At 56.6% G+C, this 5110-nt stretch carries 6 protein-coding genes; 2 read left to right on the forward strand and 4 right to left on the reverse strand.

Annotated features, from left to right (window positions below):
* Positions 1-149 precede the first annotated feature (149 nt).
* Together PROAA_RS09990 and draG are read left to right on the forward strand one after the other, a co-directional pair.
* Positions 150-722, forward strand: a complete 573-nt coding sequence (locus PROAA_RS09990; protein WP_186411199.1) for a nitrogen fixation protein NifQ — start codon at positions 150-152, stop codon at positions 720-722.
* Entirely contained in the window at positions 701-1657 is a 957-nt protein-coding gene (gene draG / locus PROAA_RS09995) for an ADP-ribosyl-[dinitrogen reductase] hydrolase (RefSeq protein WP_186411200.1), read from the forward strand. The genes PROAA_RS09990 and draG overlap by 22 nt, the downstream gene beginning before the upstream one ends.
* Positions 1658-1953: 296 nt before the next feature.
* Here draG and PROAA_RS10000 read toward each other — a convergent pair whose 3' ends face one another.
* The 4 genes from PROAA_RS10000 to PROAA_RS10015 all read right to left on the reverse strand — a co-directional run.
* Complete coding sequence (locus tag PROAA_RS10000) at positions 1954-2730, reverse strand: hypothetical protein (protein WP_186411201.1); 777 nt, start codon at positions 2728-2730, stop codon at positions 1954-1956.
* Between the two features lie 35 nt (positions 2731-2765).
* Complete coding sequence (locus tag PROAA_RS10005) at positions 2766-3440, reverse strand: hypothetical protein (protein WP_186411202.1); 675 nt, start codon at positions 3438-3440, stop codon at positions 2766-2768.
* Between the two features lie 82 nt (positions 3441-3522).
* Entirely contained in the window at positions 3523-3942 is a 420-nt protein-coding gene (locus PROAA_RS10010; RefSeq protein WP_186411203.1) for a hypothetical protein, read from the reverse strand.
* Positions 3943-4358: 416 nt separating this feature from the next.
* The coding region (locus PROAA_RS10015) for a TIGR01458 family HAD-type hydrolase (RefSeq protein WP_222102204.1) at positions 4359-5110 on the reverse strand (752 nt) is incomplete at its 5' end.

The following is a 5110-nucleotide window of genomic DNA, read 5'->3' on the forward strand; positions in this document are numbered from 1 at the left end:
GGCGCTTACTGCGCTGGGCCACATCACCAAGGCCGAGGTCGAGCAGATGTATGTTGATGACATCCCGCCGACGCAGTGGCGCCTGGCTTGCCAGATGATCGTTCGCGACGAAGACATTCTCGTCGAATATCCGAGCAAGTGACGCTGCCATGAACGGCCCGGACCGCCTCTTCTACCGTAGCTGGCTGCTTGCCGAACTGCTGCTCAGACATGCGGCGGAAGCGGCGGCGGCCGATCCAAACCGGATGTTGCTGGCCAGCCTGATCGCCGGGCAAGCTGCCGGCAAAGGCTGCCTGCCCGCTCATTTTGGCCTCGGCACGGCGCGCGCCGCGCAGATGCTGGCCGAGTATTTTCCCGGTGATGCGCCCTGCGCCACCGAACGGGACGCGCTGGAAATTCCCGAATTCGAGGATCTGCAGAAGCTGCTCCTGGACCATCGTGCCGGCGAACGTGAGTCCGAGCGCTGGATCGCCGATATCGTTGCCACCGCCTGTGCCGGGTCCGACCATCTCTGGCAGGATCTCGGTCTGGGTAGCCGCGACGAGCTGACCTGTCTGATGTGGGTCAACTTTCCGAAACTGGCTCGCGACAATGTCGACGACATGAAGTGGAAGAAGTTTCTTTACCGTCGGTTCTGCTCGCTTGAGGGCATCTACGTTTGCCCGGCACCCTCCTGCGGCGAATGCGTGGACTACGCCAAATGCTTCGGGCCGGAGAACTGACCGCGAGCACGCCCAGGACACGGCGGTTCGTTACTTCGTCGGACGGCAGGTGTTCCCTGCACGCTGAACGCGCCGTCGCGGCCTACCTCGGTCTGGCCATCGGCGATGCGCTGGGCGCCACGGTGGAATTTCTCACGCCCAACGAAATACGCCACCAGTTTGGCGTGCACCGCGACATCACGGGCGGCGGCTGGTTGCGGCTCAAGCCCGGCCAGGTCACCGATGACACCACGATGTCGCTGGCACTCGGCGAAGTCATCCTCAACCACGGCGGTATAGAGGCGATGGCCGTCGCCGAAGCCTTCGACGCCTGGATGCGCGCCAAACCGGTCGACATCGGCAACACTGTGCGCCGCAACCTGATCGCCTTCCGCCAAACGGGCAACCCGGAAGCACCGCCCTCGGAACACGACGCCGGAAACGGCGCAGCAATGCGCGTCTTGCCGGTAGCGCTGGCGTGCTACGGCCAAGCACCGGAAGTGACCCGCCTGGCGAGTCGAGCCCAGGCGCACGTCACGCATCACAACGCGCTCTCCGATGCCGCCTGCGAAACCTTGATTTTGATGGTGCAGGATTTTCTCGGCGCGAGTGATGCCATGGGCCTATGCCGACAGCGGGCAGACGACCTTGTTCGCCAGCATCCGGCATTCGCCTTCGACAAGAAACGCCGCGACAATCCGAGCGGCTACGTCGTCGAAACCATGCAGGCCGTTCTACAGGCATTCCTTACCACAAACCGCTTCGAGGAGTGTCTGATCGACGTGGTCAATCGCGGCGGCGATGCCGACACGACGGGAGCCATTGCCGGCATGCTGGCCGGCGCTCGTTATGGACTGCAGGCGATTCCCGAACCCTGGCTGCATGCACTCGACGAGGCGATCGGTATTCAGTGCACAGATCAGGCACGCAAACTGCTCGCGCTGAACAGAAATTGATACTTCAGTAACGCCAGTCAATCAGCTTCCGCACCCGAGTACATAAACGGCATCATGACCTGCCGACACGTTCGACATCGCTGACTCGTTTTTGCACAGCAACAGGTATCGGCTGGCTACAAGGCGAAGCCAAAAGAACCTCGCAGAATGGCTGCTCCGGGGATTTTTCTACAGCCGGACGCGACCCAAAGGCGACGGTGGTGCGGCGAGAAAGCGGACGTTCAGGAACATCTGAGTTCAGGGACTCTGCGCGGCTTTATCGCGCAGAGTCTCCTGGAACGATGGGTGGACAATCATCACGAACTACCCTGAAGATTCTGGGGGTCTATGTATTGCAGGTAGGCCTCAATCATGGCGCGTGCGATGCCACGGGCCTCCGCTAGTTCGGCTTCGGTTGCATCTCTCAGCACTTCGCCTGTCTTGCCGCGGTGACGCCCCTGACACAACGGTTCGTTGTTGCAGAGTTGACCGAGACGAGACCACTGTGACGCAGTGATGGCAAGTGCTGCTCGCGCGGAGCCCTCACCACCAAACTTGACGGACAGTGCATCACGAATCTCGTACAGATGGACCAACTCATTGTTGGGGTCGCGCACCCCAGCGTCGTAGCTCCGAAGCATTGCGCCTAACAGACCATCAGAAGCACGGTGGGCAGAAACCAACTCTGCGAGGCTCTTCTTCCTTTCGATTCGATCACGCTTTGAGTCCGCAATGACATTGCCATCCTTGTCCGTAACTTGGAAATCAACAGATCCACCAGAAATCACGAAGCATGCAGATTCCAGTTCAATCGACATTTCCCTTCGTCCGTCGGGGTGCACCCGAGTGATTGTCGACTTGGATAGCTCATACGGACGATGAGTGAGCAACTGCACGCCTAAGAATCTGTCGTTCAGGGAATCATGTAGCGCTTGGCGAATAGATGAATTCGAGGTGAATATCGAAGATTCGATCTTCGCCTCCACTTTTCCGTCGGCAATGTTCATGGCGTAGTCGTGACGCAAAATCGCAATCGCTTCCTCGAAGTAGTCAGGTGGTGTGAAGTTCCATTCCAATAGGACAGTTGCACTCATGGGACGTGCCTTTGATCGAATGATAGGTTGAGCATCTATTGCGCATAGATCCGGCTTTCAATCTCTGCATCAAACCACTTAGCAAAACCTTCGGCTACCGTGATTGCGGCAAGAAGCTGCTTTTCAGTAACGTGCAGAGTTGGCGGGATGAACCATGCTCTTTCGTCTTCCTCTGCGTCCGCAAAAAGAGCTGCCTCCCTTTCATCAATGAAGAACGGATGAGGCAACTTCCTTAGGTTCGCATCGTCGTAGTTTATTCTGATGCTGGTTATCGATGACGGGTGCTCAATCCGATTGCGCGCAAGAACGACCTCTTCAAGAAGTCGAAGGTTCTCTTGGCAAGCTTCAAAGTTGATTGCGAAGCGCTGAAAATAGTGAGTTTTGTAGCCGGGGAACCAGCCAATTTTCTTGAACGTTTTCTTCAGAGCTTCATCAATCCGGACGTGACTCTCGCTCACCCATGTTTCGAGGTAGAGATGCAATGCCCCAGCAAGCATTGAAACGCACGAGTAAGCAAGGACGTGAAGAGATTCGTCGGCTTCTATCCATTCTTCGAGGAAAGCCGGCTCGCCATCCTCGCTGTACGGCAGAGCAAATGGCACCTCCTCGGCTTCGATCTTTCGTTTACGCTCTAAGTATGGCGAGGATGCCGTGTCGTAAAGCTGCCGAATGAACTCTAGCCGGCGATTGAAGAAGTACGCAACGTCCATAGCCTGTGCCTAAGATGGGCCACGTTGAAAATCACCGGGCGAAGGCAAGCACAGCTTGCCGGAGGTCCGGTGGATTGTGATTTTAGGCAGCATTTCGATATCTTTTGCCAAAACGTTGTTCTGCGGTGCCTCTCGCAACAACCGGGACAACTTGCTCGATAATGGATGGTTCCCCTTGGCCTTCAAAGGAGAACAACCGATATTCGATGCGAAGAAGGCCAACCGTGGTGTCCTTCATTGCGCCATATGGGGTCGATCCCGTGGCCCAGAAATCATGAACCATGTGATTCATTTTGTATGTGCAATGCTCGGAGTAGGCTACTTCGTCGAAATGCACGGTTGGACCATCAACTATTGCAACCGAGCACTCAATCTTATTGAGATATGCGGACAGACGGAACCCGATGTCGGTGTTGATCATGAGATAGCTGCGCAAACGAACAGAAGCTGTACCGTCCTTCTTCCGGTACAGGCGAATAGATGTGTCCGCGAGTCGGAGCATTTGATGCTGCCTAGCTTTTGTTGTTATAGGGAGACAGTTTTGCTGCATAACTCCAGCGCCTGCTCCCTAACTCGGCGCAGCTACTTTCCCTTAAAACCTCATCACGACAGGGTTCTCAGTACCCGAGATCCGTTTTCATACAGCTAAATATATCGCGAAAAGCAGCACGACAAATTGTCGCTTATCCCCATGCACCCAGAACTCTTCAGTGATTACATTGGGAGGTTTCCTAGAAGGAACGCTTGTGGCCGGCACCCGCCTGACAACATGATTTTGGTATATGCGTAGGCCTACGCGTAGCGCGCCGCGGACGGTGGTCGTCCCATTGTTCCGGTCAAAATCGCGAAAAATGGTCGTTCAACGCCGCGCATTCCTTTCCTCTCAGAAATTCGTGTCTTCACCTTCCGCGCGAACTGTCACAGATACCGTGGCAGCTGGGCGATCGAGTCCAGAACAGCATCAGGAGTAATGGGGGACGCGCTCACATACTCCTGCCGGTATTTGCCCGTCCGAACCAGAATTCCCCGTAGTCCGCACTTTTGTGCCCCTCCCACGTCCGCGTCGATATCGTCCCCGATCATCACGATCTCGTCCTTGGGGCAATCCAGTTCTTGCACAGCGGCCTGAAAAAAAGCGGGAGAAGGCTTTCCGATAACGGTGGCCTCTTTCCCGGTGGCGTATTCCAATGCCGCAACGAAGGCGCCGATATCCACCTGGAGTCCTTCCGGTGTTTGCCAATATTTTGCTTTGTGGAGCGCAATCAACTCCGCGCCTGCCATGACCATCTGAAACACCTGATTCACCAGATCATACGTCCAGGCGCGGCCGATATCGCCAATCACAACCGCCTCCGGAGCGGTCTGCGACGTCGGAAATTCGCGGAACTCCTCCCGGATGGCATCGGCCACCAGGAAATGGCACGAACGGAACTGTCGATGACGCAAGTACACCTGCGCCGCAGCGGGAGCACTCAGGATGTGCTTCGGTTCGATCGGGAATCCCAGGGCCTGCAATTTGTGCGCTAGCGCGTCCCGCGCTTGAGTGGTGGTATTGGTCACGTAGCGGTGCGGGATATGCCGCTCCTGGACGGCGCGTATCGCGTCGTATGCGCCGTCAATGACCTGATTGCCGACATACAACACGCCGTCAAGGTCGAACAGGATTCCGC

This window comes from Candidatus Propionivibrio aalborgensis (assembly GCF_900089945.1).
GTDB lineage: Bacteria > Pseudomonadota > Gammaproteobacteria > Burkholderiales > Rhodocyclaceae > Propionivibrio > Propionivibrio aalborgensis.